Origin of the sequence: Pilimelia terevasa, assembly GCF_014647915.1 — a bacterium.
GTDB lineage: Bacteria > Actinomycetota > Actinomycetes > Mycobacteriales > Micromonosporaceae > Pilimelia > Pilimelia terevasa.
Genome location: NZ_BMQC01000001.1, coordinates 338163 through 363810 on the forward strand (window position 1 = coordinate 338163; position 25648 = coordinate 363810).

Annotated in this window: 21 protein-coding genes; 15 read left to right on the forward strand and 6 right to left on the reverse strand. The window is 73.8% G+C overall.

Annotation, left to right across the window (positions count from 1 at the left end; all coding sequences use genetic code 11):
* The first annotated feature begins 2 nt into the window (after positions 1–2).
* Positions 3–878, forward strand: coding sequence for an NUDIX hydrolase (locus IEY75_RS01720; protein ID WP_189112345.1), 876 nt, complete (start codon positions 3–5; stop codon positions 876–878).
* A 516-nt stretch (positions 879–1394) separates the two neighbouring features.
* Positions 1395–2297, forward strand: coding sequence for a CDP-alcohol phosphatidyltransferase family protein (locus IEY75_RS01725; protein ID WP_189112601.1), 903 nt, complete (start codon positions 1395–1397; stop codon positions 2295–2297).
* 80 nt (positions 2298–2377) lie between these two features.
* On the opposite strand, the gene IEY75_RS01730 is transcribed toward IEY75_RS01725, so the two are convergent.
* The gene (locus tag IEY75_RS01730; protein WP_189112346.1) at positions 2378–3622 is read right to left on the reverse strand and encodes a phosphatidylserine decarboxylase; all 1245 of its coding nucleotides are present in this window, start codon (positions 3620–3622) and stop codon (positions 2378–2380) included.
* Between the two features lie 500 nt (positions 3623–4122).
* Between IEY75_RS01730 and IEY75_RS01735 the strand changes: the two genes are divergently transcribed.
* The 6 genes from IEY75_RS01735 (at position 4123) to IEY75_RS01760 (ending at position 11631) form a co-directional block, all read left to right on the forward strand.
* Positions 4123–5769: a peptide ABC transporter substrate-binding protein gene (locus IEY75_RS01735; protein WP_189112347.1), complete on the forward strand. Its 1647-nt coding sequence runs from the start codon at positions 4123–4125 to the stop codon at positions 5767–5769.
* Between the two features lie 133 nt (positions 5770–5902).
* Positions 5903–6829: an ABC transporter permease gene (locus tag IEY75_RS01740; protein ID WP_189112348.1), complete on the forward strand. Its 927-nt coding sequence runs from the start codon at positions 5903–5905 to the stop codon at positions 6827–6829.
* On the forward strand, positions 6822–7793 hold the full coding sequence (locus IEY75_RS01745) for an ABC transporter permease (protein ID WP_189112349.1): 972 nt from the start codon (positions 6822–6824) through the stop codon (positions 7791–7793). The genes IEY75_RS01740 and IEY75_RS01745 overlap by 8 nt, the downstream gene beginning before the upstream one ends.
* 9 nt (positions 7794–7802) lie before the next feature.
* Positions 7803–8837, forward strand: coding sequence for an ABC transporter ATP-binding protein (locus IEY75_RS01750; RefSeq protein ID WP_189112350.1), 1035 nt, complete (start codon positions 7803–7805; stop codon positions 8835–8837).
* Positions 8830–9843, forward strand: coding sequence for an ABC transporter ATP-binding protein (locus IEY75_RS01755; RefSeq protein ID WP_189112351.1), 1014 nt, complete (start codon positions 8830–8832; stop codon positions 9841–9843). Before IEY75_RS01750 ends, IEY75_RS01755 begins: the two co-directional genes overlap by 8 nt.
* Before the next feature lie 159 nt (positions 9844–10002).
* The gene (locus IEY75_RS01760) at positions 10003–11631 is read left to right on the forward strand and encodes a peptide ABC transporter substrate-binding protein (protein ID WP_189112352.1); all 1629 of its coding nucleotides are present in this window, start codon (positions 10003–10005) and stop codon (positions 11629–11631) included.
* Positions 11632–11637: 6 nt separating this feature from the next.
* Here the strand turns inward: IEY75_RS01760 and IEY75_RS01765 are convergent, their stop codons facing one another.
* Both IEY75_RS01765 and IEY75_RS01770 read right to left on the reverse strand, forming a co-directional pair.
* Complete coding sequence (locus tag IEY75_RS01765) at positions 11638–11895, reverse strand: chorismate mutase (protein ID WP_189112353.1); 258 nt, start codon at positions 11893–11895, stop codon at positions 11638–11640.
* Between the two features lie 227 nt (positions 11896–12122).
* Complete coding sequence (locus IEY75_RS01770) at positions 12123–14003, reverse strand: bifunctional metallophosphatase/5'-nucleotidase (RefSeq protein ID WP_189112354.1); 1881 nt, start codon at positions 14001–14003, stop codon at positions 12123–12125.
* Between the two features lie 315 nt (positions 14004–14318).
* On the opposite strand from IEY75_RS01770, the gene IEY75_RS01775 reads away from it, so the two are divergent.
* Together IEY75_RS01775 and IEY75_RS01780 are read left to right on the forward strand one after the other, a co-directional pair.
* Positions 14319–14660 carry a hypothetical protein gene (locus tag IEY75_RS01775; protein ID WP_189112355.1) on the forward strand — a complete coding sequence of 114 codons (342 nt, stop codon included), beginning with the start codon at positions 14319–14321 and terminating at the stop codon, positions 14658–14660.
* 190 nt (positions 14661–14850) lie between these two features.
* Positions 14851–17310 carry a UvrD-helicase domain-containing protein gene (locus IEY75_RS01780; protein WP_373290183.1) on the forward strand — a complete coding sequence of 820 codons (2460 nt, stop codon included), beginning with the start codon at positions 14851–14853 and terminating at the stop codon, positions 17308–17310.
* 9 nt (positions 17311–17319) lie between these two features.
* On the opposite strand, the gene IEY75_RS21380 is transcribed toward IEY75_RS01780, so the two are convergent.
* Both IEY75_RS21380 and IEY75_RS01790 read right to left on the reverse strand, forming a co-directional pair.
* A complete protein-coding gene (locus tag IEY75_RS21380) occupies positions 17320–18225 on the reverse strand; it encodes a M23 family metallopeptidase (protein WP_229789269.1) in 906 nt (301 codons plus the stop codon).
* A 185-nt stretch (positions 18226–18410) separates the two neighbouring features.
* A complete protein-coding gene (locus IEY75_RS01790; protein ID WP_189112357.1) occupies positions 18411–19142 on the reverse strand; it encodes a M23 family metallopeptidase in 732 nt (243 codons plus the stop codon).
* A 694-nt stretch (positions 19143–19836) separates the two neighbouring features.
* On the opposite strand from IEY75_RS01790, the gene icmB reads away from it, so the two are divergent.
* The 4 genes from icmB to IEY75_RS01810 all read left to right on the forward strand — a co-directional run bounded on the left by icmB (position 19837) and on the right by IEY75_RS01810 (position 24400).
* Entirely contained in the window at positions 19837–20238 is a 402-nt protein-coding gene (gene icmB / locus IEY75_RS01795) for a coenzyme B12-dependent isobutyryl CoA mutase small subunit (RefSeq protein WP_189112358.1), read from the forward strand.
* 605 nt (positions 20239–20843) lie between these two features.
* Positions 20844–22016 (forward strand): ADP-forming succinate--CoA ligase subunit beta, encoded by a 1173-nt coding sequence (sucC, locus tag IEY75_RS01800; protein ID WP_189112603.1) that lies wholly within the window; start codon positions 20844–20846, stop codon positions 22014–22016.
* An 18-nt stretch (positions 22017–22034) separates the two neighbouring features.
* Positions 22035–22925 carry a succinate--CoA ligase subunit alpha gene (sucD, locus tag IEY75_RS01805; RefSeq protein ID WP_189112359.1) on the forward strand — a complete coding sequence of 297 codons (891 nt, stop codon included), beginning with the start codon at positions 22035–22037 and terminating at the stop codon, positions 22923–22925.
* 107 nt (positions 22926–23032) lie between these two features.
* The gene (locus IEY75_RS01810; protein WP_189112360.1) at positions 23033–24400 is read left to right on the forward strand and encodes a cell division protein PerM; all 1368 of its coding nucleotides are present in this window, start codon (positions 23033–23035) and stop codon (positions 24398–24400) included.
* A gap of 90 nt (positions 24401–24490) precedes the next feature.
* On the opposite strand, the gene IEY75_RS01815 is transcribed toward IEY75_RS01810, so the two are convergent.
* Positions 24491–24745 carry a hypothetical protein gene (locus IEY75_RS01815; protein ID WP_189112361.1) on the reverse strand — a complete coding sequence of 85 codons (255 nt, stop codon included), beginning with the start codon at positions 24743–24745 and terminating at the stop codon, positions 24491–24493.
* A gap of 241 nt (positions 24746–24986) precedes the next feature.
* Here IEY75_RS01815 and purN point away from each other — a divergent pair, with 241 nt between their 5' ends.
* Complete coding sequence (gene purN / locus IEY75_RS01820; RefSeq protein WP_189112362.1) at positions 24987–25637, forward strand: phosphoribosylglycinamide formyltransferase; 651 nt, start codon at positions 24987–24989, stop codon at positions 25635–25637.
* The last annotated feature ends 11 nt before the right edge of the window (positions 25638–25648 follow it).

Here is a 25648-nt window from a genome sequence, read left to right on the forward strand (position 1 = left end):
CGGTGGAGCGGTTGCGCAGGATCGCGGCGTACGGCGTGTGCCGGGACGACCGGGGCCGCGTGCTGCTGGTCCGCCGGCCCGGCGCCGACGTCCGGGTGCTGCCCGGCGCCGACCTGCGGCACGGCGAGGACCCGCGGGACGCCGTCGTCCGCGGCCTCGCCGCGCAGGCCGGCCTGGCCGTCGCCGTGACGGGCCTGGCCGGCGTGGCTTCGTCCGTGACGGCCGGGGACGGGGTGGCCGTCCACGTCGACGGCATCGCCTACCGCGTGTGCGCGCCACCGGCTCCCGGCGGCGGGCCCGCGCCCGCGGGGCTGTGCTGGTACGACGACGAGGCGCTGGCCGGCGCGCCGGTGGACCGGCACGCCCGGTCGCTGCTGGGGCTGGAGCCGCCGGCGGCGGCGCCCCGGTACTCCGGGGGGCTCGCCGAGGCGCGGCCGCGCGCGGGGGGCCGGGGCCAGCGGTTCAGCGCGTACGCGCTGGCCACGGACCCGCGGGGGCGCGTCCTGCTGACCCGCAACGCCCCGGGCTACCCGTACGCCGGCCGGTGGCACCTGCCCGGCGGCGGCACCGACTTCGGCGAGCAGCCCGCGGCGGCGGTGCTGCGCGAGCTGACCGAGGAGACCGGGCAGGACGGGCGGGTGACCGCGCTGCTGGACGTCCGGCACCGGCACACGCCGCGCGCCCACGGCCCCGAGGGCCGGGCGCTGGACTGGCACGTCGTGCAGGTCCTGTACCGGGTCGCCGTGGACGCGCCCACGCCGGCCCACGTCCGGGACCGCGGCGGGTCGACCGCCGAGGCGCGCTGGTGGGACCGGCCGCAGCTCGCCGGCCTGCCGCTGACGCCGGCCGCGGAGGCCGGCCTGGCCGGGTGGCGGTGAGCGCGGAGTCGGACAGCGGGGAGAAGACCGGAAAAAGCTGACGAATGCCGGCGCATGGTAGTCCGCGGTGTGCCGATGCGGGCGGATTTCCGAGGCCGATCGCCGTAACGCGGTATCGCCAAGCTGGCGCCGCTGTGCAATGGTGTAAGCCGCGCCGGAGCCCTCCGGCGCGCCGCGTCGGCCCACACGGAGACCGACGGACGTGCGCAGACACGGACGGAAGGCCCGCCGGCCAGCGGCAGCGGCACTCCGCGGGACACACAGAGACGGAAAGCACTCCGCCAAACAGGCCGACACGATCGGCCCGACGGGGTACTGGGTGGAGAGGGCCGGGAGCGCATGGCGCCGGCGGAACCAGATCCGGGCGACGGGGGAGCGGTACCGGAAACCGTGAACTCGCCCACCGCCGTGCCGATGGGCAGGCCAATGGAGGACTACGTGCGCAGAAACCTGTGGCGTCGGCGTCGGGCCGGCGACAGTCCGCGGCCGGGCGGCCACCGCCGCTGGTCCGGCGGACTGCGGCGCGGCGGCAGCCTCGCCCGCCGGGTCCTGCTGAGCCGCGTGCCCCACCGCCGCGACGGCAGCAACGGCACCCTGCTGCGCACCCGCGGCGCGATGGGCCTGCTGCCCCGCCAGGCGGCCACCCGGATCGCGCACGCCGCGCCGCCGGTCGCCGCCCCCCCGGCGGAGGGCTCGACCGGGCCGCGCCCGGTACCGCTGCTGCCCGGCGACCGCACGCCCGCCCGCCGGGTCAAGTTCGCCCTGGTCAACGCCTGCACCCTGGCCAGCCTCGCGCTGGGCCTCGGCGCGATCTTCCTGGCCATGAACGGCGAGCCGCGCGTCGCGGCGGCGCTCCTGGTCGCCTGCGTGGCCTTCGACGGGCTCGACGGGGCGCTCGCCCGCCGGCTCGGGGTGGCCAGCCCCTTCGGCGCCCAGATGGACTCGCTGGCCGACATGTGCTCGTTCGGCCTGGCCACCCCGGTCGTCGTCTACGCCTCGCTCGCCGGGGACGTCCCGCCCGCGGCCGCGGCCGTGGCCTGCGCGCTGGTGGTCGGCTGCGCGGCGATCCGGCTGGCCCGGTTCAACGTCTCGCCGCGCGACGGCCGGTTCTTCAGCGGCGTACCCACGACGATGGCCGCCGCGGTCCTGGCGGTCGCCGTGCTCATCGGCCTGCCCGTCCCCGGCATCGCCATGGTCGGCGGGGTGGCGCTGCTCGCCTTCGCGATGGTCTCCAGCTTCCCGTACGCCAAGCTCGCCCGGTTGGCGGCGCTGCCGCCGTGGCTGTGGCTGGTACCGCTGGCCGGCGCGTTCGTCGACGCCCGGCTGACCTTCGCGCTGATCGTCGTCGGGTACCTGGGCAGCGGGCCCCTGCTGTGGTGGCGCCACCGCGACGGGCGGCGCGACGTCTACGCCGGCTGACCGGTACGCATCGTGCGCGTGAGGCCCCGGACCGCCAGGTCCGGGGCCTCACGTCGGTCAGGCGCCGCGCGGGCGGCGGGTCACCGCCAGCGGGCGACCGGCGTGGTACCGCCGATCACCCGGTCGCCCGGGGCGACCGCGGCGTCCGCGCCGTCGACCGGCAGGTAGACGTCGGTGCGGGAGCCGAACCGGATCAGCCCGAACCGCTCGCCGCGGGCCAGCAGCGCGCCGACCGGCGCCCGGTGCACGATCCGGCGGGCGATGAGGCCGGTGCGCTGGGCGACCACCACCCGCCCGCGGGCGGTGTCCAGCACCGTGTACGCGGCGACGTTGTGCTCGGCAGCCGCGGTCATCGCGTTGGCGTACCCGCCGTCGACCACGAAGTAGTCGGCGACCCGGCCGGCCACCGGCGACCGGTTGACGTGCACGTCGAGGACCGACAGGAAGACGGCCACCCGCAGCCACTCGGCGGCCTCGCCGAAGCGCTCGTCGACGATCCGCTCGACCGACAGCACCTTGCCGTCGGCCGGGGCCACGACCGCGGCCTCGTCGCCGGGCAGGTCCCGCTCGGGGTCCCGGAAGAAGGCGGCGACGGCCGGGGCGGCCAGCGCCGGCACCAGCCAGCCCCGCGACCGCGGGTGGACCGCGCGCAGCAGCGCCGCCGCGCCGACGGCGATGCCGGCGGCAGCCACGCCGTTGGAGTCGATGTGCATGTGCCGGGTCAGCGCGACGCTGGACGAGCGCCGGGCGGCGGTGAGCCGGTCGGCGGTGGCCGGGTCGGCGGCGGTCCAGCGCAGCCGGTGCACGCGCACCGGCGGCCGGTTGCGCAGGACCAGGTCGGAGCCGACGCCGAACAGGACGGCCAGGCGCTGGAGTTCGTCGCCGGCCGCGGCGCCGAACAGCGGCGCCGCGGCGACGAGCACGCCGCCGTCGCGCAGGTACTTGGCGTACCCGTCGACCTGCGCCCGCACGTCGTCGGCCGCGGCGGTCAGCGGCCGGCCCACGACCAGGACGTCCACGGGGTCGGCCTCGGCCAGGGTGTCCACCACCCGCACCTGCGCGGTGAGCCAGGAGCCCAGGCCGGCGAGGTGGTCGCGCAGGGTCTCGGCGCCGGCGACCCCCGCGACCAGGGTCAGGGTGTCGCCGGGGCGGACGGCGTCGAGGGCCGCGTCCAGGACGGGGGTGCCCGGCTCGGCGTCCACGAGCAGGCCGGTCTTGGGCCCGTCGTGCCGGCTGAGTTCGGAGAGGAGGACCTCGGCGGCGGGCGCGCCGAGCGGGCCGTCGGCGGGCGGCCCCGCGGGGCGGCGGCCGGGCTGCTGGGTCATGGAGGCTCCTAGGGTTCGGGTGGTGCGCCGGTGCGCCGCCGCCGGCCCCGGGCGGTCCACGGGCGCGGGGACCGGCGGGCACGGCGGGCCGGTCACGTCGGACCGCGGTCGGTCCAGCATATTCGGCGGACGGGGGCCGGACGGGGAGGACCGGTGCGGCCGAAGCGGCCGCACGTGGGTTGTTTCATCGATTTTCGGACACCTCCTTCATTGCGGTCGGATAACCATTCGCCGTCGTCCCGCGGCGTGGTGGATTCGGCGCGGGAGGCTTGGGCAAGGTGCGTACGCGCCCGGTGTCACGCTGTGCGGTGTGGCGTCGAGGCGGTGTCCGTACCAGCGGTGTCCCCCGGTAGGGTGACGCCGCTGCTCCGAATCGTGTTCGTGGGGTGCCGCCGCAACGCGTATCGGCTTGATAACAGCATCTTCACGTTCCACACATTTCAGTGCACAGTGTCACCAACCTCACATCCCCACGTGAGCGCCCCTGAGGAGGCATTCGCATGCGCGGGAGCACCCCACGTAATGTCGCGGCCGGTCTGGCCGCAGTAGCTATCGTCGCGGCGGCTGCCGGCTGCGGCGACAACAAGGACGGCGGCAGTGGCGACAGCGCCAAGACCGCCGACGGCGCGATCAGCATGCACGGCGTACAGCCGCAGAACCCGCTGATCCCGGGCATGACCACCGAGACTGGCGGCGGCAAGATCATTGACTACATGTTCAGTGGTCTCATGCGCTACCCGGCCGGCGGCGGCAACCCGGAGAAGCTCGCCGCGGAGTCGATGGAGACGACCGACTCCAAGGTCTACAAGATCAAGCTCAAGTCGGGGATGAAGTTCCACGACGGCACGCCGGTCAACGCCAAGAGCTTCGTCGACGCGTGGAACTGGGCGGCGTACTCGCCGAACGGTGCCCCGAACGGCACATTCTTCAACGAGATCGACGGCTACAAGGACGTCCACGGCGAGGACCCCGACGGCGAGGGCCCCAAGAAGGCCCCGACGCCCACGGCCAAGGAGATGAAGGGCCTCAAGGTCGTCGACGACCTGAACTTCGAGGTCACCCTCTCCGCGCCGTTCTCGATCTGGCCGACCAAGACCGGTTACGCCGCCTTCATGCCGCTGCCCGAGTCGTTCTTCAAGGACACGGCGGCCTTCGGCAAGAAGCCGGTCGGCAACGGCCCGGTCAGCTTCGTGAGCTGGCAGGACAACGTCGAGGTCAAGCTGACCCGGTTCGCCGACTACAGCCTGGACGACAAGGTCAAGGTCAAGGACGTCACGGTCAAGCTGTACCAGCAGGACTCCGCGGCCTACGCCGACCTGCAGGCCGGCAACCTCGACTTCATGGAGCAGGTGCCGATCTCGGCGCTCGCCGGCCAGAAGTGGAAGTCGGACCTGCCGGACCGCGCGATCGAGACCAACATCCCGACCAACGGCATCATCGCGTTCCCGCTGTACGACAAGCGGTTCCAGAACGCCGACCTGCGCAAGGCCGTCTCGCTGGCCATCGACCGGCAGCTCATCTCGGACAAGATCTTCTTCGGTAGCCGGCCGCCGGCCGATAGCTGGGCCAACCCGAGCACCCCGGGCAACCCGTCCGCTAGCTGCTCGGTCTGCAAGTACGACACGGCCGAGGCGAAGAAGCTGCTGGAGAAGGCCGGCGGGTTCTCCGACGAGATGGTCTTCTACTACAACGCCGACTCCAGCCACAAGGAGTGGATGGAGGCCGTGGCCAACTCGGTCCGCGACGGCCTGGGCATCAAGGCCCGCGCCGAGGGCGTCCCGACGTTCGCCGTCTTCCGCCAGATGATCGACGAGCGCAAGATGAAGGGCCCGTACCGCGCCGCGTGGCAGCAGGACTACCCGGACGTCGAGAACTGGGTCGGCCCGCTGTACGTGACCGGCGGCTCGTCGAACGACGGCGACTACAGCAACAAGCAGGTCGACGCCCTGTACAAGGAGGGCACCTCGGCCAAGGACCTCGAAGGCGCGCACGCCAAGTTCGCCGAGGCCCTGAAGATCGTTGACGCCGACGTGCCGTCGGTGCCGGTCTACGTGTACAAGAGCCAGGCCGGTTTCGGGACGCGGCTGGCGAACGTGAAGGTCGACCACGTGGGCGAGTTGGACATCTCCGCGGTCGAACTCAAGTAACACCCTCTAGGCACTGGGTCCGGTCCACCGCTAAGGTGGGCCGGACCCAGTGCACCCACTCCCGGCGCGTGGAATTGCGTGAACAGACCGCATCCGCCGAACCGGAATTCGCTTCTGGTCAGTTGGAGGAACGATGGGCCGTTACGTCCTGCGACGGCTTCTACAACTCATCCCCGTGTTTGTCGGCACGACTTTTCTGATTTATTGGCTCGTCTGGGCGGTTCCGGGTGATCCGTTCGCCGGAAAGTGCGGCGAACGCCGCTGCCCCGACGCCTACATCGACAAGATGACCGAGCTGTACTCCCTCGACCAGCCGCTCCCGGTCCAGTACTTCAAGTACATGTCGAACCTGCTCCAGGGCGATTTCGGCACGACCTTCGGCGGGCAGGACGTGGGCGCGCTGATCGCCGCCGCGTACCCGAACACCGCCAAGCTCGCCGTGGTCGCGCTGCTGGTCGAGGCACTCATCGGCCTCACCGCCGGCGTGCTCAGCGGCCTGCGCCGCAACGGTTTCCTGGACAACCTGGTCCTGGTCTCGACGCTGTTCCTGCTGGCGCTGCCCACCTTCGTGACCGGCTTCCTGCTCCAGTGGTTCCTCGGCGTCAAGCTGGGCGTGATCCGGCCGACGGTCTCCGCGGAGGCGAACTTCTCCGAACTGATCGTCCCCGGGTTCGTCCTGGGCAGCATCTCGCTGGCGTACGTCGCCCGGCTCGCCCGCACGAGCATCGCCGAGAACCGCCGCTCCGACTACGTCCGCACCGCCATCGCCAAGGGCCTGCCGATGCGCCGGGTCGTCGGCATCCACCTGCTGCGCAATTCGCTGATTCCCGTCGTCACCTACCTCGGTACCGACCTGGGTGCGCTGATGGGCGGCGCGATCGTCACCGAAGGCATCTTCCAAATCAACGGAATCGGGCGGACGGCGTACCGGGCAATCGTCACCAAAGAGGGCGGTACCGTCGTCTCCGTCGTGGTGATCCTCGTCCTCGTCTATCTGTTCATGAATCTGCTGATCGACCTGCTGTACGCAGCGCTGGACCCGAGGATTCGCTATGAGTGACCCTGGTGAGAACGTCGAGGCCGCGGTACGGCCCGGCGTCGCGCCCGGCGGCCTGCACACCGCCGAGACGCCCGTCCCCGCCCCCGCCACCGGCAAGCCCCGCGGCCAGTTCGCGGACGTCTGGGCGGAGCTGCGGCGCAAGCCGATGTTCTGGATCTCGGCGTTCCTGATCCTGGTGTTCCTGGTGATGGCCGCGTTCCCGAGCCTGTTCACCAGCATCGACCCCGACCAGGGCTCGCTGCGCGACAACCTGCAGGGGCCGTCGAAGGACGCGTGGTTCGGCCGGGACATCCAGGGCCGCGACATCTACGCCCGGACCATCTACGGCGCCCAGGCCTCCATCGTGGTGTCGGTCATCGCCACGCTCGGCACGGTGCTGATCGGCGGGTTCATCGGCGTGGTCTCCGGCTACATCGGCGGCTGGGTGGACGGGCTGCTGTCCCGCATCGCGGACGTGTTCTTCGGCCTGCCGTTCCTGCTGGGCGCCCTGCTGATCCTGTTCACCTTCAACCCGCCGGGCTCCGCGCCCAGCAAGCTGAAGGTCGAGGCGCTGGTGGCGGTGTCGCTGATGGTCCTGTCCTGGCCGGTGTCCATGCGGATCATGCGGTCGGCGGTCCTGAGCGTGAAGGAGGCCGACTACATCGTGGCCGCCCGCGCGCTGGGCGCCAGCCCGTTCCGCATCGTGCTGCGGCACGTGATCCCGAACTGCCTGGCCTCGATGCTGGTGTACTCCACGATCCTGATCGGCTCCTTCATCGGCGCGGAGGCGACCCTGTCGTACCTCGGCGTCGGCCTGAAGTCGCCGGCCATGTCCTGGGGCATCATGATCAACGAGGCCCAGCAGTTCCTGCGGGACGTCCCGGGGTGGCTGTTCTTCCCGGCGGCCTTCCTCGTCACGGCGGTGCTCGCGTTCGTGATGCTCGGCGAGTCCATCCGCGAAGCCCTCGACCCGAAGCTGCGGTAGGTGATCAGGTTGTCGAATCTCTCCGTCTCCGAGCCCGGCTACACCGCCGGTGCCGGCGCCTCCCGACCGCTGCTGGAGGTCGAAAACCTGTTCGTCGAGTTCCACACGCGGGAGGGCGTCGCCAAGGTCATCAACGGCGTCACCTACGACGTGCGGGCCGGCGAGACACTGGCGGTGCTCGGCGAGTCCGGCTCCGGCAAGTCCGTGACCGCGCAGACGATCATGGGCATCCTGGACATGCCGCCCGGGCGGGTGGCCGGTGGCTCGATCCGGTTCCACGGCCGGGACATGCTCGCGATGTCCGCCGAGGAGCGCCGCAAGATCCGCGGCGAGGGCATCGCCATGGTGTTCCAGGACGCCCTGTCGGCGCTCAACCCGACCTTCACCGTCGGCTTCCAGATCGCCGAGCAGTACCGGATCCGGCGCGGCCTGAGCCGCGGCGAGGCCAAGAGGCGCGCGATCGAGATCCTCGACCAGGTCAAGATCCCGAACGCGAAGCAGCGGGTCACCGAGTACCCGCACCAGTTCTCCGGCGGTATGCGGCAGCGCGTGATGATCGCGATGTCGCTGGCGCTGGACCCCGAGGTGCTGATCGCCGACGAGCCCACCACGGCGCTCGACGTGACGGTGCAGGCCCAGATCATGGACCTGCTCGCCGAGCTCCAGCGCGACCGCCAGATGGGCATGATCCTGATCACCCACGACCTCGGCGTCGTCGCCGACGTCGCGGACCGGATCGCGGTGATGTACGCGGGGCGGATCGTGGAGCAGGCCAACGTCCACGAGCTGTACGCCAACCCGGGGCACCCGTACACCATCGGCCTGATCAACTCGATCCCGCGGATCGACGAGAAGGGCCAGGAGCTGCGCACGATCAAGGGCCTGCCGCCGAACCTGATGCGGATCCCGTCGGGGTGCCCGTTCCACCCCCGCTGCCCGCGGGCCGAGCAGGTCTGTACGCAGCAGCTCCCGCCGCTGCTCCAGGTCGGCCCGACCAGGGCGAGCGCGTGCCACTTCGCGGAGGAGATGGTGAGTCGTGGCTGAGAACATCCTTGAGGTCGACAACGTCGTCAAGCACTACCCGGTGACCCAGGGCGTCCTGTTCAAGAAGACGATCGGCCAGGTCAAGGCCGTCGACGGCGTCTCCTTCGCGCTGCGGGCGGGCGAGACCCTGGGCATCGTGGGGGAGTCGGGCTGCGGCAAGTCCACGCTGTCGCGGGTGCTGATGAACCTGGAGCGCCCGACCTCCGGCCTGGTCCGGTACCGGGGCAGGGACATCTCCACCCTGCGCGGCCGGGGGCTCAAGCGGATGCGCCGCCAGATCCAGCTCGTCATGCAGGACCCGTACACCTCGCTCAACCCGCGGATGACCGTCGGCGACCTGATCGGGGAGCCGTTCGAGATCCACACCGAGGTGGCGCCCAAGGGCAGCCGGCGGCGGAAGGTCCAGGAGCTGCTGGAGCTGGTCGGGCTCAACCCGGAGCACCTCAACCGGTACCCGCACCAGTTCTCCGGCGGCCAGCGGCAGCGCATCGGCATCGCCCGGGCGCTGGCGCTCAAGCCGGAGATCGTCGTCTGCGACGAGCCGGTGTCGGCGCTGGACGTCTCCATCCAGGCGCAGGTGATGAACCTGCTGGAGAAGCTCCAGAACGAACTGGGGCTGGCGTACATCTTCATCGCCCACGACCTGTCCGTGGTCCGGCACCTGTCGGACCGGGTCGGCGTCATGTACCTGGGCAAGCTGGTGGAGCTGGGCACCGACGAGGAGATCTACGAGCGGCCGACCCACCCGTACACGCAGGCGCTGCTGTCGGCGGTGCCGGTGCCGGACCCGACCGTGCGCGAGCACAAGCAGATCATCCGGCTCACCGGCGACGTGCCGTCGCCGGCCAACCCGCCCTCGGGCTGCCGGTTCCGCACGCGCTGCTGGAAGGCGCAGGACCTGTGCGCCGAGCAGGAGCCGCTGCTGACCACGCGGGCGCGCACCGACCACCCGTCGGCGTGCCACTACGCGGAGATCCGCGAGATCGTCGCCACGCACGAGGGCTGAGCGCGGTCCACACCGGACGACACGCCGCGGCGGGGACCTCCCGCCGCGGCGTTTTCCGTCCTGCCGGCAAGGGGTTGCCCGGGCGGCGACCGATCGGCGAGGGTGGTGCCGTTCCCCGCCCGCCTCGGGCGGGGGCGCCCCCTTCGCGAGGAGAATCCGTTGTCACAGCTCTCACGGCGCGGCGTGGCGTGGGTCGGTACGGTCGCGCTCGCCCTGGCCGCGACCGCCTGCGCCGGGGACCGCCCCGGTGCCGGCACGGACGGCGCCATCACCATCTACGGCCAGGAGCCGCAGAACCCGCTCGTCCCGGCCAACACTCCCGAGGTCGGGGGCGGGAAGCTGGTCAACGTGCTGTGGACCGGCCTCGTGGACTACCAGGGCGTCGGCGGGGCGCCCCGCAACGTGCTGGCCGAGTCCATCGAGTCGGCGGACGCGCAGAAGTACACGGTGCGGATCCGCCCGGGCACCACCTTCCACGACGGCAGCCCGGTGACCGCGGCCAGCTTCGTGGACGCGTGGAACTGGGGCGCGCACGCCCCCAACGGCGCGGCCAACAGCTCCTTCTACGCCGACATCGCCGGCTTTGCCGACGTGCACCCCACCGACCCCGACGGCGCCGGCCCGCAGAAGGCGCCCGCGCCCAGGGCCAGCGCGATGTCGGGCCTGCGGGTCGTCGACGACACGACGTTCGAGGCCACCCTCGCCGCGCCGTCGGCGATCTGGCCGGTCAAGCTGGGGCACCTGGCGTTCATGCCGCTGCCGCGGGCCTTCTTCGGCGGCCGGCCGGACGACTTCGGCCGGAACCCGGTCGGCAACGGGCCGGTCCGGTTCGTCTCGTGGGCGCCCGACGTGGCGGTGAAGCTGACCCGCTTCGACGGCTACCGCCTGGTCGACCGCTCCAAGGTCAAGGACGTGACCGTCCGGCTGTACCAGCAGGACAGCGCGGGCTACGCCGACCTGCTCTCGGGCAACCTCGACTTCATGGAGCAGGTGCCCGTCGCCAACCTGGCGGGGCGCAAGTGGGAGACCGACCTCGCCGACCGGCGGATCACCTTCGACCTGCCGGCCACCCACATGATCACGTTTCCGCTGTACGACCGGCGGTTCGCCAGCGCGGACCTGCGCCGGGCGGTCTCGCTGTCCATCGACCGCCAGCTCCTGATCGACCGGGTCTTCTTCGGACACCGCAGGCCCGCCGACAGCTTCAGCAACCCCACCGCGCGGGGGTACGTCGCCGGGGAGTGCCGCGACTGCCGGTACGACCCGGCGGCCGCGAAGGCGGCGCTGGCCCGGGCCGGCGGCTTCACCGGCGAGCTGCCGCTGTTCTACAACGCCGACTCCGGCCACAAGGACTGGATGGAGGCCGTGGCCGCACAGCTCCAGCAGACCCTGGGCATCCGCGCCCGCGCGGAGGCGGTACCGACGTTCGCGGCGCTGCGCAAGCTGGTGACCGACCGGAAGATGACCGGCGGGCACCGCTCCGGCTGGCGGGCCGACTACCCCGACGTCGAGCTGTGGCTCGGCCCGAACTACACCACCAGCGGCGCCGGCAACGACTCCGGCTACAGCAACCCGCGGGTCGACGCGCTGTACCGCGAGGGCGTCCGCAGCCGGGACATCGACGCGGCGCACGCCCGGTTCGCCGAGGCGGGCCGGCTGCTCAGCGACGACCAGCCGACGGTCCCGGTGTTCTACGCGATGCAGCAGTCGGGGTACTCGCCCCGGATCGCCCGGGCCGGCCTGACCCCGGTGGGCGAGCTGGACCTGGCGACGGTGGAGCTGCGCTAGGGGCGCTCAGAGCGGTCCGCGGCCGGCGCGCAGCAGCAGCAGGGCGAGCTGCGCGCCGTCCTCGCCCAGTGCCGCGGAGAACCGGGCGAGGATCTCCCGCTCCCGGGAGAGCACCAGCCGGGTACCGCCGTCGGCGAGGCGGGCGCGGCCGACCTCGCGCGAGATCGCGGCCCGTTCGCGCCACAGGTCCAGGATGGCGTCGTCGATCTCGTCGATGCGGGCGCGCAGGGACGTGGTGCGGGTGTCGGTAGCCGGTACGGACATCGCGAATCTCCTCGGTCGGCGCGGTCGTGGGAGCCGGGCGGCCGGGCACGGGACCAGCAGAAGGCCCCGGGCTCGACGAGCCCGGGGCCTTCTGTGCGGCGGAGCGGATCAGGCGCGGCACGGCTTCGGACTCGGCCCGGTAAAGCCGAGGAAGCCGGTAAACAGTGCGCTGGTCACGGGGCCAGTATGCGCCCCGCCCGGGTGGCCGGCAACCACATCGGCGCACCTCACCCCAGTTTGGTGATCCGGTCGCCCGGGCCGGGCGCGACCGGCGCCCCGGCGCCCAGGTAGGCGGTCAGCGCGTCGAGGTCGAAGCCGGGCGCGACCGCGCGGGCGGTGCCCCGGGTCAGGGCGGTGAACCCGTCGCCGCCGTTGGCCAGGAAGTCGTTGGTCGTGACCCGGTAGGCGCGCGCGGGGTCCAGCGGGGCGCCGCCGAGGGTGACCGCGACGATCCGGTCGCCGGGGGCCCGCCGGGTGTCGTAGCTGAACCGCAGGCCCGCCGAGGGCTGGAGGATCCGGGTGACCTGCTGGCCCTCGAAGCCGGGGAACTGCTGCTCCAGCACGGCCCGCACCTGCGCGCCGGTGAGGGTCTGGGTGACCACGAGGTTGTTGAACGGCTGGACCGCGAACGCCTCGCCGTAGGTCACGTGCCCGGGCGGCTCGCCGCCCGGCGAGGCGCCGAAGGTCAGCGGCGCCCGCACCCCGCCGGGGTTCATCAGCGCCAGCTCCGCGCCGGCGGGCCGGGTCCGGGCGAGCTGCGCGTCGGCGATCACGTCGCCGAGCGGCTGCTCGCCGTGGGGCCCGGCCACGTTGCCGAGGTCCGCGGTGATCCGGCCGACGACCCGGTTGGCCAGCGGGGCGACCGCGGCCCGGTACCAGTCGGCCAGCCGCCGGGCGGCCGGGTCCGCCAGGGCCGGGTCGCGCAGGTACCCCCCGGCCGGGTCCCGCTGCCAGCCGCCCTGGCCGTCGGGGACGCCGTTGACCACGGCGTGGTTCTCGGCGCGGATCCCGGCGAACCGGCCGGTCCGCCGGTCGACCCGCACCGCCAGGTCGGTGATGAGCTGCCCGTTGTTGCCGGCGCTGGTGACGACCGTCGGGGCGCCCGCGGCGTTCGGCAGCGTGCAGGTGTAGTACCGGTGGGTGTGCCCCGACACCACGGCGCCGAACTCCGGCGCCAGCTTGCGCACGATGTCCACGACGGGCCCGGCGAAGTCGGCGCAGCCGGAGGGGGAGGGGTTCGGCCCGCGCTGGGCGCCGCCCTCGTGCAGCAGCAGCACGAGCGCCCGGACGCCGAGCAGCCGCAGCCGCGCCGCCCACCGGTTGGCGGTCCGCGCCTCGTCCAGGAACTCGACCCCGGCGACGCCGGCCGGGTTGACGATGCCCGGGGTGCCCTTCAGCGTCATGCCGACGAAGCCGACCGGCACCCCCTGCACCGTCCGCACGCTGACCGGCGGCAGGATCGGCAGCCGGGTCCGCCGGTCGACGGTGTTGGCCGCCAGGTACCGGAAGCGCGCGCCCGGGTACCCGTCGCCGTCGGCGCACCCGTCGACCGGGTGGCAGCCGCCGCGGTCGATGCGGAGCAGCTCGGCGACGCCCTCGTCGAACTCGTGGTTGCCGACGGCGCTGACGTCCAGCCCGACGAGGTCCATCAACGCGATCGTCGGCTCGTCGTGGAACGCCGCCGACACCAGGGGCGAGGCGCCGATGAGGTCCCCAGCGCCGACGGTCACCGTGGGCTGGCCCTGCGCCGCGGCGGCGGACCGGCGGCGCTGGAGCCAGGTGGCCAGGTACTCGACGCCGCCGGCCGGGACGCCGGCCACGGCCGCGCCGCTGCCGCCGGGCGGGTCGATGGCGCCGTGGAAGTCGTTGTACGCCAGCAGGTGCCCGGACGCCACCCGGCCGGCGCCGGCCGGGCCGTCGACGGCGACCCGGGACAGCACCGGTGCGGCGGCGGCGGGCGTGCCGGCCGCGGCCGGGTCCAGGAGGAGCGCCGCCCCGGCGAGGGCGGCCAGCGCGAGCGCGGCCGCGCCGCGGCGGCGGGCGCCGCGGCGGCCCGGGGAGCGGTCGGCGGGGGCGGGTCGGGGCGCGGGGGCGGGGAGGCGCGTCATGCCGCCATCCTGCCGCGCGGCCGGGCCGGGCGGCGAGGCTTCGGCGGTACGTCGTTTTCGCCGCCGGTCGACGGAACCGGCGGCCGGGGCGGCAGCGTACCGAAGTCACGGCAACCGGGGCATCTACCTGACGGTCGTCGATCTGCCGGCGGGTCGCGTCTAATGTGGGCCAGGTCCGGCCGGCGCGGGAGCGCGGTGCCGCGCGTCGGCGCGCGGCCGTACCGGCGGCCCGGTCGCGGCGCCGGGTCGAGGGGCCGCGACGCCGACCGGCCCGCCCCGCCTCCCGGCGCGGGCACCGAGGGATCGGGGGATCCGTTGTCCGGAACGCGTACGTCCATCGCCCGGCTCGCGCTGGCGGCGGCCGGCCTGCTGGGGTTCGCTGTCCTGTTCCCGGCGCCCGCCGTCGCCGCGGCCGGGCGCACCTGCCGGAGCGAGGGCAGTGCCCCGGCCGATGACCGGGAGACCCGGTTCGCCGCCGGGTGGAACCGGTCGCGCGGCCACTGGAGCAGCCTGCGCCAGGTCGACGTCAAGCCCGGGGGGCACGCGCACGCGGCCCTGCACAACCCGGGCGCCGCGGCGCGTCACGGCGACGGCCGGACCGCCACCACCTGGCGGCGGGCGGACCGGGACAGCGGCCCCGGCCGCCGCGGCAACTGAGCCGGCGACCGGGGCCGCTGTCACAGGCGGCGCCTACACTTGACCGGCGATGCCACCGTTGACCCTCCCTCCCGTGCCCCGCACCGGGCCGCCGCCGCACCGGGCCACCGCCGCACGGGCCGCCGTCGGTCGTCGCGGCCCGGACCACCCCCTACCGAAGTGGGCGCCCCGCGTGATGACCACACCGCCGATGTTCGCGCTCCCGCCAATGCGCCCCGAGCCGGAGCGCCGCGACGGCGGGGGTGGCCGGGACGGTTCCGGGCCGGACCCCGCCGACCTGCTGGACGGGCTCAACGACGCCCAGCGGACCGCCGTCACGCACGCCGGCACCCCCCTGCTGATCGTGGCCGGGGCCGGCTCCGGCAAGACCCGGGTGCTCACCCACCGGATCGGCTACCTGCTCGCGGCGCGCGACGTGCACCCCGGCCAGATCCTGGCGATCACCTTCACGAACAAGGCCGCCGCCGAGATGAAGGAGCGCGTCGGCGCCCTGGTCGGCCGGCGGGCCCGGATGATGTGGGTGTCCACGTTCCACTCCGCGTGCGTGCGGATCCTGCGCAGCGAGCACGCCTCCCTGGGCCTGAAGTCCAGCTTCACCATCTACGACGCCGACGACAGCCGGCGGCTGATGCAGCTCGTCGCCCGCGAGCTGGACCTGGATCCGAAGCGGTACAGCGCCCGGGCACTGTGCGCCCAGGTGTCCAACCTGAAGAACGAGCTGGTCGACCCCGACCGCGCCGGTACCGACGCCACGGGGCCGCAGGAGCGGGCGGTGGCCGAGGCGTACGCGCTGTACCAGCGGCGCCTGCGCGAGGCGCACGCCCTGGACTTTGACGACCTGATCATGGGCACGGTGCACCTGCTCCAGTCCCACCCCGAGGTCGCCCGCGTCTACCGGCGGCGGTTCCGGCACGTCCTGGTCGACGAGTACCAGGACACCAACCACGCCCAGTACACGCTGATCAAGGAGCTGGTGGGTCCGGACGACGACCCCGACCTGCCGCCGGGGGAGCTGTGCGTGGTCGGCGACGCCGACCAGTCGATCTACGCCTTCCGCGGGGCGACGATCCGCAACATCCTGGAGTTCGAGCGCGACTTCGCCGACGCCACGACCGTCCTGCTGGAGCAGAACTACCGCTCCACCCAGACCATCCTCAACGCCGCCAACGCCGTCATCGACCGCAACGCCGGCCGCAAGCCCAAGCGGCTGTGGAGCGACGCCGGAGCCGGTGAGCAGATCACCGGGTACGTCGCCGACACCGAGCACGCCGAGGCCGACTGGGCCGCCCGCGAGATCGACCGGCTGGTCGACGCGGGCGACGCGCGGTACGGCGACGTGGCGGTCTTCTACCGGACCAACGCGCAGTCCCGGGTGTTCGAGGAGGTGTTCATCCGGCACGGCCTGCCGTACAAGGTCGTCGGCGGGGTGCGCTTCTACGAGCGCCGCGAGGTCCGCGACGCGCTGGCCTACCTGCGCGCGGTGGCCAACCCCGACGACACCGTCAGCGTCCGCCGCGTCCTGAACACCCCCCGGCGCGGCATCGGCGAGCGCGCCGAGGCGTGCGTCGAGGCGCTGGCCGCGCGGGACCGGCTCTCCTTCGGGGCGGCCCTGGCCCGCGCGGCGGACGCCCCGGGCATCTCCACCCGGGCGGCGAACGCGATCGCCGAGTTCGTCGGCCTCATGCAGGAGCTGCGCGACCTGGCGGCGACGGCCCCGCCCGAGCAGGTGCTGGAGGAGGTCCTGCGCCGCACCGGGTACCTGGCACTGCTGGAGGAGAGCCTGGACCCGCAGGACGAGGGCCGCGTCGACAACCTGCAGGAGCTGGTCAGCGTCGCCCGCGAGTACTCGGAGCGGGCGGAGCTGCTGGCCGGCCCCGAGGCCGACGGCGAGGACGGGGAGGAGGCGCTGGCGGAGCGGGCGGCCCGCCGCGACGAGGCCGCCGAGGGGGCGGCCGCCGCGCGGCCGGCCGGTACGCTCGACGGCTTCCTGGAGCAGGTGTCGCTGGTCGCCGACGCCGACCAGATCCCCGACGACGACCCGGAGCACACCGGCGTGGTCACGCTGATGACCCTGCACACCGCGAAGGGCCTGGAGTTCCCGGTCGTCTTCCTGTCCGGCCTGGAGGACGGCACCTTCCCGCACATGCGGTCGCTCGGCGACCCCCGGGAGCTGGAGGAGGAGCGGCGGCTGGCGTACGTGGGGATCACCCGCGCCCGGCAGCGGCTGTACGTCTCCCGGGCGGTCACCCGGGCGGCCTGGGGGCAGCCGCAGTACCAGCCGGCCTCCCGGTTCGTCGACGAGCTGCCCGCGGAGCTGGTGCGCTGGGAGCGCACCGAGGCGGCGGTGACGCGCTGGTCCGGCGGGGGCGGGCACGGCGGGCGGGCCGAGCGGTCGTCGTTCGTCGGCGGCACCCCCAAGGCGGCGGAGCTGGCGGCGCGGATCGGGGTGGACGCCAGCCGCTTCCGCGCGGCGAGCGAGCTGACCGCGGCGCCGGCCGTGGCCGCCGGGGACCGGGTCAACCACCAGCGGTACGGGCTGGGCCGGGTGCTCGCGGTCGAGGGGGAGGGGCCGCGCGCCCGCGCGCAGATCGACTTCGGCGACCAGACGCTCTGGCTGATCCTGCGGCACGCGCCGATCGACAAGCTGTAGGGCGGCGGCTCAGCAGGAGGTACGGACGCCGCGGGCGGCGAGCCAGCCGGCCGGGTCGACCTGGTTCCAGATGCCCTTGTGCACCTCGAAGTGCAGGTGCGGCCCGGTCGAGTCGCCGGTGCTGCCCTCGTAGCCGAGGGTGTCGCCCGCGCCCACGCGGTCGCCGGCCTTGACGGCCGTCTTGGACATGTGGGCGTAGTGGGTCAGGGTGCCGTCGGCGTGCCGGAGCATGACGGAGATGCCGTAGCCGCCGTAGTTCCAGCCGGCGGCGACGACGCGGCCGGCCTGGACGGCGCGGATGTGGGTACCGGCGGGCTTGGCGAAGTCGATGCCGGCGTGCAGGGCGCCCCAGCGCTGGCCGAAGCACGAGGTGACGGCCGCGCCGGGCATCGGGTGGCTGTACGTCCGGGTCCGGGCGGCGGCCTTGCGGGCGGCGACGACCTTGGCGGCCTGGGCTCTGGCGGTCTTGACGACGACCTTCTCGACCGGCCGGGCCGCCTGCGCCTGGGCGCTCTTGACCGTGACCTGCGGCGCGGCGGTGGTGAGGGCGCGGACGGCCTCGTTGCGCGGGGTCGGCCGGGTGGCGACGTCCTCGGCGTGCCGGTCCTGCCGGGCAGTGTCGGCGGCGCGCGCGGCGTCCTGGTGGTCGGCGGCGCTGTCCAGGCGCGGCAGCTCGCCGGTGGCCTCGATGTTGTCCGCGCCGCTGGCGGCGGAGCCGAGCGCGACGGCCGCGGCCGCCACGCCGAAGACGGCGGCCGTGGCGGTCTGGCCGGCCTGGATGCTCACGGGTGCCGCGTGGGCGCCGCGGGCGAACGCCGGTACGCCGTGGGTGCCCCGGGCGAACGCGGGGGCGCGGTGGGCGCCCATCTGCTCGGCGCGGCGGCGACCCTGGTAGTTCTCTGGACGCTCGATCACGTGACCTCCCCATCAACGCGGCTCCCTCAAGAGTCCGGGTTGATGGGATTCGCGCGCGTCGTCCGCCGCGGGCGCCCGCTCGGCGATGTGGCGGTCGGAAATGGTCCGTATGGCCGGACGAGAACCGCCGAACGGGTACGAAGCACGCGCTACGCATTTGCCGTTAGCTATGCGTATTCAGGTGGTTACGCGGCGGAGTCAATCCCGCCGTACACCGCCTCGACCTCAAGCTTGATGTTGACGCCCTTGGCTTCGAGGAACGGGATGGGGTCGACGGCCTCGCCGGCCGAGCGGATCTCCAGGTAGAGCTGCGGCGAGTAGGCCAGGCCCGAGTTGCCGACCAGGCCGATCTTGTCCCCGGCCTTGACCTGCTGGCCCTCGCTGACCTCCAGGGAGGCCTGGTGGCCGTACATCGTCTCCAGGCCGTCGCCGTGGTCGATCACCACGGTGTAGCCGTAGCCGCCCATCCAGCGGGCGACCTTCACCGTACCCGCGTGGACCGCGCGCACGGCGCTGCCCTCGGGGGCGGCCAGGTCGATGCCCGGGTGCAGCTTGTCGCCGACGACGCCGAAGGGGGCGACGAAGCGGTACCCCTTGACCGGGAGCAGCCAGGCGTCGGCGGCCTGCTGCTCCACCGAGTGGGCGACCTCGCGGGCGGCCCGGTTCCGGGAGGCGACCTGGGTGTTCTGGTCGCGGTCGGCCAGGTTCTGGGCGATCTGGGACGACTCGGCGACCTTGGCCAGGGTGGCGTCCGGGATGCTGCCGGCGTCCGGCAGGAACGCGCCGGCCCCCATGGCGACCATGCCCGCGCCGACGAACGCACCGGTGACCGCGGCGGCGTACCGGCTGCGCGGTGGGGTGGGCACCCGGCGGCGGCCGCGGTACCTGTCCGGCTCAGACGACAAACGCTGACGCACGCATATCCTCCGTAATCGGTGTCCATGGTGGTCGGCGGGCGAAGGTGGAGTGACCCGCTGGCCGAGCCGGGCCGCCGTCTGTGCGGTGGCGGACCGGTTCTACGGACGGGTACGCACCGGAGCGGCTGAACAGTTCAATCGCGCCGTACGTACTTTGGGTGCGCACGGGGGGTTGCGGTGGTGTGAGGTCCGTGCGCTCTTCAGTTAGCGATCCGCCGCGCGCTGCCGGAGTTTCGTCCCTGCAAGTGCTGCCGCGGATGGAAATGCCGGGGGGCCAGCGGTTAGTTGGCCACGCGACACCGTAGCTAACGCCTACCGGCGGTTACAAGTCACTGCGGAGTCACAATGACGCAGCGGTGTGGTTGTCCGTTGTGGAGCGTCCAGTTTTGGGAATATATAAGGCGATTAACTCCCACGTCATTGGGTAGTCAAGCACATTACGGAACGTAGTGTGCCCGGTAGGAGTCGGGTGGTCACCCGATCGGCTGACCACGACCGGGCCGCCCGGGGGCGCGGGCCGCCGGTGCGGCCGGGGTGCCGCGCGGCGGATCCACCCGACCGGTTACCGTGCCTGGCAAGCGGAGTGTCGGCCCGGCGGGTCCGGCGCCGGCAGCGGCAGGGCGCCCGGACGGTGCGGCGGCCCACCAGGGGTTCCGGCGCCGGCCACGGCACGGGCCAGGAGAGGAACAGACCGATGAGCTCTCGGATTCGCGTCGTCGTCGCCAAGCCCGGCCTCGACGGGCACGACCGCGGCGCCAAGGTGGTCGCCCGCGCGCTGCGCGACGCGGGTATGGAGGTCGTCTACACGGGCCTGCACCAGACGCCGGAGCAGATCGTGGAGACGGCGATCCAGGAGGACGCCGACGCCGTCGGCCTCTCGGTCCTCTCCGGCGCCCACATGACGCTGTTCCGCCGCGTCCTGGAACTGCTCACCGAGCGGGACGCCCGCGACATCGTGGTGTTCGGCGGCGGGATCATCCCCGACGACGACCTGCCCGAGCTGACCCGGATCGGCGTGGCGAAGGTGTTCACCCCGGGCGCGACCACGACGTCGATCGTCGAGTGGGTCCGCGCGAACGTCGCCACCGCCGCCTGAGCCCGGGGGGAGTGCCGGCACCGGCCGGCGGGGAGTGCCGACGCCGCGGACCCGGCACCCGCGCGGCGTGGGCCGGCGGTGCTGCCGCGCCGCGGGCGGTCCCGGCCGTGGGAGTAGTGCGGTCAGGGCACAAAAAATGAGGGACCGGGCGCACCCCTCACACGCCCGGCCCCTCCATGCACGACGCCCCGCCGCCACCCCTCGACCGACAGGGCATCGGCCGTTCCGCGGACCGCTGTCGCCGTGGGCGCCCGGGTCCGGTGTGTCGCGGCGTGTGCCGCCCGCGACAATCTGCTCAACGAAGGCCCTCGGGCGAGGTGACGTACTGATCGCAGAAAGTTTGTGGCGATTTGCCCGGGTTCTCGAGCCGCTCCGGCGGAGGCTGATGTCGGCCCCGGACGGGTGAATGTCGGGCGTGGCGCGCGGGGCGCACCGGACCCGCGCTGTGCGGTACCGCACACGCCGCCCCCGCCGCCGGACCCGGGCCGCCATCCTGGATAGGCTGCGGCCGTAGGCCCGCCCCGACCGGAGCGGCGGGCGGCAACCTCATCCTCGCCGGCGGGCTCCCGATGCGCGCCGCGCCAGAGAACGGGACGGACGCGCAGGTGGACCTGTACGAGTACCAGGGGCGCGACCTGTTCGAAAAGCACGGGCTGCCCGTGCTTTCCGGCGGCGTCGCGACGACCCCGACCGAAGCCCGCGCCATCGCCGAGCGACTCGGCGAGCGCGTGGTCGTCAAGGCCCAGGTCAAGGTCGGCGGTCGCGGCAAGGCCGGCGGCGTCAAGCTCGCGGAGGGCGCCGACGAGGCGCAGGCCCGCGCGACCGACATCCTCGGCATGGACATCAAGGGCCACACGGTCCACAAGGTCATGGTCACCGTGACCGCCGACATCGTCGAGGAGTACTACCTCTCCTACCTGCTCGACCGCGCCAACCGCACCTTCCTCTGCATCGCCAGTGTCGCCGGCGGCATGGACATCGAGGCCGTCGCGGCCGAGACCCCGGAGAAGGTCGCCAAGATCTCGATCGACGCCAACCGGGGCGTGGACGAGGCCAAGGCCCGCGAGATCGTCGCCGCGGCGAGGTTCCCGGTCGACGTGGCGGGCCAGATCGAGACCATCGCGCGGCAGCTCTGGGTGGCCTTCGTCAAGGAGGACGCCACGCTGGTCGAGGTGAACCCGCTGGCCAAGACCGCCGACGGCACCGTCCTGTGCCTGGACGCCAAGGTCACCTTCGACGCCAACGCCGACTTCCGCCAGCCGGAGCACGAGGCGTACGTCGACCAGGCCGCCGTGGACCCGCTGGAGCAGGCGGCCAAGGCCAAGGACCTCAACTACGTCAAGCTCGACGGCGAGGTCGGCATCATCGGCAACGGCGCCGGCCTGGTCATGTCGACCCTGGACGTCGTCGCCTACGCGGGGCAGGAGTACGGCGGCGTCAAGCCGGCCAACTTCCTCGACATCGGCGGCGGCGCCAGCGCCGACGTGATGGCCAACGGGCTGGAGATCGTCCTGTCCGACCCGGCCGTCCGGAGCGTCTTCGTCAACGTCTTCGGCGGCATCACCGCCTGCGACGAGGTCGCCAACGGCGTCGTCCAGGCGCTGGCCCTGCTGAAGGAGCGCGGCGAGGACGTCAGCAAGCCGCTGGTCGTCCGGCTGGACGGCAACAACGCCGAGGCCGGTCGGGCGATCCTCGACGGCGCGGCCAACCCGCTGGTCCAGCGGGTGGACACCATGGACGGCGCGGCCCGCCGGGCCGCCGAGCTGGCCGCGCGCTGAGCCGGGAGGACTGAACACATGGCTATCTGGCTCACCAAGGACTCCAAGGTCGTCGTCCAGGGCATGACCGGCTCCGAGGGCATGAAGCACACCCGGCGGATGCTGGCCTCGGGCACGCAGATCGTGGGCGGCGTCAACCCGCGCAAGGCCGGTACGAGGGTCGACGTCGACGGTACCGACGTGCCGGTCTTCGGCTCGGTCGCCGAGGCGATGAAGGAGACCGGCGCCGACGTGTCGGTCGTCTTCGTGCCGCCGGCCTTCTGCAAGGGCGCGGTCGTCGAGGCCATCGACGCGGGCATCGGGCTGTGCGTGGTCATCACCGAGGGCATCCCGGTGCACGACACCGCCGCGTTCTGGGCGCACAACAACGCCGCCGGCAACCGGACCCGGATCATCGGGCCGAACTGCCCGGGCATCATCTCGCCCGGCGCCGCCAACGCCGGCATCATCCCGGCCGACATCACCGGCGCCGGCCGGATCGGCCTGGTCTCCAAGAGCGGCACGCTGACCTACCAGCTCATGTACGAGCTGCGGGACTTCGGCTTCTCCTCCGCCGTGGGCATCGGCGGCGACCCGGTGATCGGCACGACGCACATCGACGCGCTGGCGGCGTTCCAGGACGACCCGGAGACCGAGGCCGTCGTCATGATCGGTGAGATCGGCGGCGACGCGGAGGAGCGGGCCGCGGACTTCATCAAGCAGTACGTGACGAAGCCCGTCGTCGGCTACATCGCCGGGTTCACCGCGCCCCCCGGCAAGACCATGGGGCATGCGGGCGCGATCATCTCCGGCTCCTCGGGGACCGCGGAGGCGAAGAAGACGGCCCTGGAGGCGGCGGGCGTGAAGGTCGGCAAGACGCCGACGGAGACGGCCAACCTCATGCGCGAGGTCATGCGCGGGCTGGGCTGAGCAGGACCCGTACGACACCGGGGTGGGCGCGGTCGCGTCCACCCCGGTCCGTTGGTCCTGCCGCGTCCACTCCCCACCGGCGGACCACATCTGACAAGGTGGGGAAGATGGCAGCCACGCGGGACGAGACCGACCCGGGCCGCGCCGCCGCGGGGCGGCGGGAGCGCGCGCGGGCGGGCGGCGACCTGCGCGCGGGTGGCGGCGCGCGGGCCGGCGAGGACGGCGGTACCCGGGAGGTCGACGGTACCCAGGAGACGGTCCTGCTGGACCTGGACGCGCCCGCGGACCACCCCACCGTCGTACTGCCCCGGCAGCGGCGCGGGCCGCGGCGGCGCCGGGCGCCGCTGGCCGTCGCCGCGTGCGTCGCCGTCGGCCTCGCGGCCGCCGCGTCGCTCGCCCCGCCGCTGGCCGCCGCGCTCGTGGCCGCGCCCGGAGGGGCCGGCGCCGGCCTGCGGCTCGGCCTGGCGGCCTGGCTGCTCGGGCACGGCGTACCGGTGCGGACGCCGGTCGGCGCGCTGACCCTCGCTCCGCTGGCCGTGGGCCTGCTCGCCGCCTGGCGGATGGAGCGGGCGGGGCTGCACGCGGTCCGGGCGGTCGGCGCCCGCCGGACCGGCGCGATCGGGCGCACGCTGGCCGTCACCGGCGCGCTGGCTCTGGTGTACGGCCTGCTCGGCGGTTTCGCCGCGCTGGTGGTCGGTGCCGGGGTGCCCGGGGTCACGGCGCCGCGGGCCGTCGCCACGATGGTGGTCTTCGGCGCCGTCGCCGGGGGACTGGGCGCGGCGCGGGCCAGCGGCGTCCTGGACCGGGTGGCCCGCTGGCTGCCCGAGCCGGTCCGCGCCGCGCTGCGGGCCGGGGCGCTGGGCGCGGCGACCCTGCTGGCCGCCGGCGCCGCGGCGGCGGGGCTGAGCCTGGCGCTGTCCTGGCACGACGCGTCCACGATGCTCGCGGCCTACGACACCGGCGTCGCCGGGCAGCTCGGCCTCACGGCGCTGTCGGTGGCGTACGCGCCCAACGTCGCCGTCTGGGCGGCGGCGTACCTGCTCGGGCCCGGGTTCGCGCTCGGCACCGGCACGGGGGTCACGGTCGGCGACGTGAGCGTGGGGGCGCTGCCGGCGCTGCCGCTGTTCGCGGGCCTGCCGCCCGACGGGCTCACCGGCCTCGGCCTGTTCGTCGCGGCCGCGCCGGTACTGGCGGGGGGACTGGGCGGCGGGCTGCTCGCCCGGGCGGCCGCCCGGCGGGCGGGGGCCGACGGCCCGGACTGGTCCCGGGTCTGCGGCGCCGCGGCGCTCAGCGGCCCGGTGGCCGGGGTCCTGCTCGGCGCGGCGGCGCTGGCCTCGCGCGGGGCGGTCGGGGACGGCCGGCTGGCGGACGTCGGCCCGCCGGTTCTCCAGGTCACCCTCGTGGCGGCCGGCGGCGGCCTGGTCGGGGCGATCGTCGTCGCCGCGGCGTGCGCGCTCCTGCGCCGCCGCCGCTGACGCCCGCGCCGCGGAACCGCGCCGTCGACACCCGCGAGGGCCGACGCACGTCCCCGGCACGCGCGCGGCGCCGGGGACCACGGGCTGCGGTCAGTTGCTGTTGAAGCCGGCGATCGCGCCGGTGACGTTGAGGATGATGCCGCCGATGATGACCACCGCGGCCACCGCGAAGCCGACGTACGCCAGGGTCGGCTGCTTCTGGACCTTCTTCGCCTCCATCATGGACAGCACCGAGAAGACGATCCCCAGCAGCGGGCAGCAGAGACTGAAGACGATGCCGAGCACCCCCCACAGCGTGGTCTTGTCGTTGGCGCCGGCAGCGCTCGGCGGGTACGGAGCGGTCACGTGTTCCTCCCGTTCGCCGCGGCGGTCGCAGCGGCGGTTCGACTGGGCGGGCGCGGGTGCCCGCCCTGCTGACGGTCGGCCGCGGGCGGCCCACCGGACGGGAGCGTAGCGCCTCGCGGCGGACCGGGGTCCGGTAATCCGGCTAAGCGGCGCGGCGCGGCGCGGCGTGCGGTAAACGCCCGCCGGGGCCGCCCCGCGGGCACCTCCGGGCGGCCCCGCGGGCGGGCGGTAGGGTGCACGGGTGACCGCCCCCGGCCCCGCCCCCGCCACGCACCGGCCGCCCGTTCCCGGCGCCCGGCTGGTCGTCCTCGTCTCGGGCGGCGGCAGCAACCTGGCGGCCCTGCTCGACGCCTGCGCCGACCCCGGGTACGGCGCGCGGGTGGTCGCCGTCGGCGCCGACCGCGACGCCGCGGCGGGCCTGGACCGGGCCGCCGCGGCGGGGGTTCCCACGTTCGTGGAGAAGGTCGCCGACCACCCGGACCGGGCCGCCTGGGACGCCGCGCTGACCGCGCGGGTCCGGGCGCACACCCCCGACCTGGTGATCTCGGCGGGCTTCCTCAAGCTCGTCGGGCCCGACTTCCTCGCCGCGTTCGGCGACCGGTACGTCAACACCCACAACGCGCTGCTGCCCGCCTTCCCCGGCATCCACGGCCCGCGCGACGCCCTGGCCTACGGGGTGAAGGTGGCCGGCGCCACGCTGTTCTTCGTCGACGCCGGGGTCGACACCGGCCCGATCATCGCCCAGGTCGCCGTCGAGGTCCGCGACGGCGACGACGAGGCCGCGCTCACCGAGCGCATCAAGGTGGCCGAGCGGGCGCAACTGGTCGAGTACGTCGGCCGGCTCGTCCGGGGCGGCTGGACGATCCGCGACCGCAAGGTCACCACACCGTAGGAAAGGGCACC

What these genes read in the sequence shown, in the direction of transcription:
- IEY75_RS01730 (WP_189112346.1), bottom strand. Translation starts at nt 3,622, where the DNA reads ATGACCCAGCAGCCCGGCCGCCGCCCCGCGGGGCCGCCCGCCGACGGC.
- IEY75_RS01735 (WP_189112347.1), top strand. Translation starts at nt 4,123, where the DNA reads ATGCGCGGGAGCACCCCACGTAATGTCGCGGCCGGTCTGGCCGCAGTA.
- IEY75_RS01740 (WP_189112348.1), top strand. Translation starts at nt 5,903, where the DNA reads ATGGGCCGTTACGTCCTGCGACGGCTTCTACAACTCATCCCCGTGTTT.
- IEY75_RS01745 (WP_189112349.1), top strand. Translation starts at nt 6,822, where the DNA reads ATGAGTGACCCTGGTGAGAACGTCGAGGCCGCGGTACGGCCCGGCGTC.
- IEY75_RS01765 (WP_189112353.1), bottom strand. Translation starts at nt 11,895, where the DNA reads ATGTCCGTACCGGCTACCGACACCCGCACCACGTCCCTGCGCGCCCGC.
- IEY75_RS01770 (WP_189112354.1), bottom strand. Translation starts at nt 14,003, where the DNA reads ATGACGCGCCTCCCCGCCCCCGCGCCCCGACCCGCCCCCGCCGACCGC.
- IEY75_RS01780 (WP_373290183.1), top strand. Translation starts at nt 14,851, where the DNA reads ATGTTCGCGCTCCCGCCAATGCGCCCCGAGCCGGAGCGCCGCGACGGC.
- icmB (WP_189112358.1), top strand. Translation starts at nt 19,837, where the DNA reads ATGAGCTCTCGGATTCGCGTCGTCGTCGCCAAGCCCGGCCTCGACGGG.
- sucD (WP_189112359.1), top strand. Translation starts at nt 22,035, where the DNA reads ATGGCTATCTGGCTCACCAAGGACTCCAAGGTCGTCGTCCAGGGCATG.
- IEY75_RS01810 (WP_189112360.1), top strand. Translation starts at nt 23,033, where the DNA reads ATGGCAGCCACGCGGGACGAGACCGACCCGGGCCGCGCCGCCGCGGGG.